Origin of the sequence: [Roseibacterium] beibuensis (genome assembly GCF_039542305.1) — a bacterium.
Lineage (GTDB): Bacteria > Pseudomonadota > Alphaproteobacteria > Rhodobacterales > Rhodobacteraceae > Roseibacterium > Roseibacterium beibuensis.
Genome location: NZ_BAABHW010000013.1, coordinates 1 through 3,333, shown reverse-complemented (window position 1 = coordinate 3,333; position 3,333 = coordinate 1). Strand labels below are relative to the sequence as shown.

3 protein-coding genes are annotated in these 3,333 nt (G+C 64.7%); all 3 read left to right on the top strand.

What is annotated here, in order from left to right; translation table 11 throughout:
- Nucleotides 1–109 precede the first annotated feature (109 nt).
- Genes ABD923_RS19060 through ABD923_RS19050 form a run of 3 tightly spaced genes read left to right on the top strand, consistent with a single transcriptional unit; the run spans nucleotide 110 to nucleotide 3,289 of the window.
- The gene (locus ABD923_RS19060) at nucleotides 110–1,354 is read left to right on the top strand and encodes a tyrosine-type recombinase/integrase (RefSeq protein ID WP_009574301.1); all 1,245 of its coding nucleotides are present in this window, start codon (nucleotides 110–112) and stop codon (nucleotides 1,352–1,354) included.
- On the top strand, nucleotides 1,351–2,307 hold the full coding sequence (locus ABD923_RS19055; protein ID WP_072704067.1) for a tyrosine-type recombinase/integrase: 957 nt from the start codon (nucleotides 1,351–1,353) through the stop codon (nucleotides 2,305–2,307). The genes ABD923_RS19060 and ABD923_RS19055 overlap by 4 nt, the downstream gene beginning before the upstream one ends.
- A complete protein-coding gene (locus ABD923_RS19050) occupies nucleotides 2,294–3,289 on the top strand; it encodes a tyrosine-type recombinase/integrase (protein ID WP_009574303.1) in 996 nt (331 codons plus the stop codon). Before ABD923_RS19055 ends, ABD923_RS19050 begins: the two co-directional genes overlap by 14 nt.
- Nucleotides 3,290–3,333 lie beyond the last annotated feature (44 nt).

Genomic DNA, 3,333 nt, shown 5'->3' with positions numbered 1-3,333 from the left:
GCTGAAGGGTGCAGCGAGGTCGTGTTCATGAGACCGTCCGAACCGAAAAACCCACAAATCATGTCCTGACCTGCGAAATCCTGTGTCTCCACATTATGGAGACACACCCATGTTCCAAGACATCTTCTTGCCGCCCGCCGCGGCGAAACATCGTGACGCCCCGCTCGCGGCACAACGCGCAGACTACCTCGTCCACCTGAAGGGAACCGGCGCGAGCCGCGCCAACCTGCGCAAACAGGCCAACGCCCACCTCAACCTCGTTCGCCTTCTGGACCTTCGCGACGGCGATCGGATCCACCCGCGGAACATCGAAGCCGCCGCGACACTCTGGTCGGAGCCGCGGGGCCGCAGAAGCGCTACGCCGGCCACGTCGAAGGCCCGCCAACGCTTCGTCAGCCACTGTATTGCACTGGTGCGGTATCTCGGCTGGCTCGAAGACGCCGAAGGCGAATTTAGTTGGCCTCCGCCCGAGCTTCAGGCCTACGAGCGCTGGTTGCGCGACGAACGTGGCCTGGCAAATGCCAGTATCGAAAGCTACGGGCGCGCCGCCGGTACATTCCTCCAACACCTCGACCAGATGGGGATCCGGCTCGACACTCTTGAGGTCACCGATATCGACAGCATCATCGGCGATGAACACCAACGCGGGTCGTGGAGCCGGAGAACGATCCACGACTTCGCGCAGCGCGTCCGGTCGTTTGTCGGCTTCGCAGAGAAGCGCGGGTGGTGTCGGCCCGGGCTGGCCGCGGGCACCGTCGCGCCCGGATACAGGGCCGATGAGTGCCTTCCGAAGGGCATCAAGCGTCAGGATGTCGAGCGTCTGTTGGCGTCTGAGGGTCAGCGGCCCGTCGACAGACGCGATCGCGCGATCCTGATGCTCTTCGCCTCCTTCGGCCTGCGCGCGGGCGAAGTCGCGGGTCTCAGCCTCGATGACTTCGATTGGGAGAACGAGCTCCTGCGCGTGCATTGTCCAAAGCCGGGTCGCACGCATCTGTGGCCGCTGTCGCAGGAGGTCGGCGGTGCCATCCTCGACTACATCCGGAACGGGCGTCCCACCGGCTTCGGGCGGAGCCTCTTCTTCACATCCTGTGCCCCGATCCGCCCCCTTGGGCGGAAGGCTCTGGGCAAGATCGTGCGCGACCGCCTGGCCGGGATCGGCGTGGTCTCCGGTCGTCGAGGACCACATGCGCTCCGCCATGCCGCCGCCCAACACCTGCTGGACCAAGGCGTGGCGATGAAGGTCATCGGCGACTTCCTTGGGCACCGGGACCCGACCTCGACGGCGATCTACGCCAAGGTCGACCTCCGGACTCTGCGAGAGGTCGCGGCCCTCGATCTGGAGGGTCTCGTATGAAGCTGAGAGATGCGATCGAACACTACGTGGCATGGCGCCAGGCGCACGGCGTAAAGTTCTTGACGGCGCGGAACCTGCTTCGACAGTTCCTTCAGCACGCCGATGGCGACGCCGGATGCGACGCTGTCACATGCGCGCAGGTCCAAGCCTTCCTCGCCGGGACAGGCCCCGTTACCCGGCACCGCGAAAACAAACACTACGCGCTGGCCGGGTTCTGGCGCTACGCGATCAGCCGCGGCCATGCCCTCTCGTCGCCGCTTCCTGAAAGCGAGCGGCGCCCACCCTTGCAGGCACCGCCACATATCTACAGCCGGGATCAGCTGCAGCGCCTCTTCGACCCGGATCACATCGACAATGCCTTGCAAGGCTCCCGGCAACTCGACCCCGCGACGTTCCGGACCCTGCTGCTGATGCTCTACGGGGCCGGGCTGCGGTTCGGCGAGGCGACCGCTCTCACCCTGTTTGATGTGGATACGGCGGAGGCGATCCTCACGATCCGCGATACGAAGTTCCAAAAGAGCAGGTTGGTTCCCGTGGGTCCGCAGCTTGCAGGCATACTGGATGCCCACCTCTCGGTTCGGCCCGTCAAGGGGGTCGCGGAGAGTGCCACGTCGTTCCTGCTCGCCAACAGGGATGGCACGCGGCTCGCCAGCAGCACCGTTCAGGCCGCCTTCGATCGCCTGAGATGCGTTGCGGATGTGCATGGCAGGGCCGGAGGGCGGAAGAACCCGCGCCTACATGACCTCCGGCATACCTTCGCGGTTCACCGGCTGATCGCTTGGTATCGACAGGGAGCGGACGTACAGCGGTTGCTGCCCGCGCTCTCCACCTATCTCGGCCATTCCGACCTCGAAGGCACAAAGGTCTATCTGACGATGACGCCGGACCTCCTTGCGCAGGCCTCGCTGCTCTTCGCGCGCTATGCCGGAGGAGGGTCGGATGCCAGACCGTGATCTCATTGGGCCATGGCTCCGGCGCTTCCTGACTGAGTATATCGTCAGCGAGCGCAATCTGGCCCGGAACACTCGCGCGAGCTATCGCGACACGTTCAAGCTGCTCCTGCCCTTCGCGAGCCGAAAGGTCCGGAAGCCCATCGAACGCCTGGCCATGCAGGACCTCACCTCGGCACTTGTATTGAAATTCCTTGCCCATCTCGAGCAGGAGCGCGGATGTTCCGTCAGGACGCGCAATCAGCGGCTCGCCGCCATCCGGGCCTTCGCCCGCTTTGTGGGAAGCCGCGATCCCGCACAGGTCGAATGGTGCAGCCACATCCGCGCGATCGCCTCGAAGAAGGCGATGTTGCCGCCGGTCGGCTGGCTGTCGCGGGAGGAGATGGAAGCGATGCTCGCGGTTCCGGACCGCAAGAACCGTCGAGGGCAGAGCGAATACGCGCTGCTTCTCTTCCTCTACAATACCGGGGCTCGCGTCTCCGAAGTCACGCAGCTGAAGGTTCGGGACCTGACCCTTGACCGCGACAGAGGTGGGCACGATCTAGCCACACTGCACGGCAAGGGCGGCAAGATACGCCAATGCCCGCTCTGGTCGGAAACGGAGCGAGTCCTGGCGGAACAGATCATCGGCCGCGCGCCCGAGGCCCCGGTGTTCCTCAGCAGGCTCGGCCATGCCTACACACGGTTCGGCGTGTATCGGCTGGTCGAACGTTGCGCTGCCGATGTGCCTCGACTGGCGGGTCGGGCGGTGACACCACACGTGATCCGGCACACGACGGCCTGCCATCTCGTGCTCGCCGGCGTCGACATCAACACCATCCGCGCTTGGCTCGGCCACGTGTCGATCAGCACCACGAACATCTATGCCGAGATCGACCTCACGCTGAAGGCAAATGCCGTGGCGCTTTGCGAGGTTGGCTCTCCGGGACCGAAAAGGCGGTGGAAGGAGGACAAGGACCTCATGGCCTTCCTGAATGGCCTGTAACACCGTTGTGGTCGTCTCACCCGGTCGTGGACGATCCTCTGCCG

Bases quoted from the DNA above. Each gene is read 5' to 3' on its own strand.
- ABD923_RS19060 (WP_009574301.1), top strand. From the start codon at position 110: ATGTTCCAAGACATCTTCTTGCCGCCCGCCGCGGCGAAACATCGTGAC.
- ABD923_RS19055 (WP_072704067.1), top strand. From the start codon at position 1,351: ATGAAGCTGAGAGATGCGATCGAACACTACGTGGCATGGCGCCAGGCG.
- ABD923_RS19050 (WP_009574303.1), top strand. From the start codon at position 2,294: ATGCCAGACCGTGATCTCATTGGGCCATGGCTCCGGCGCTTCCTGACT.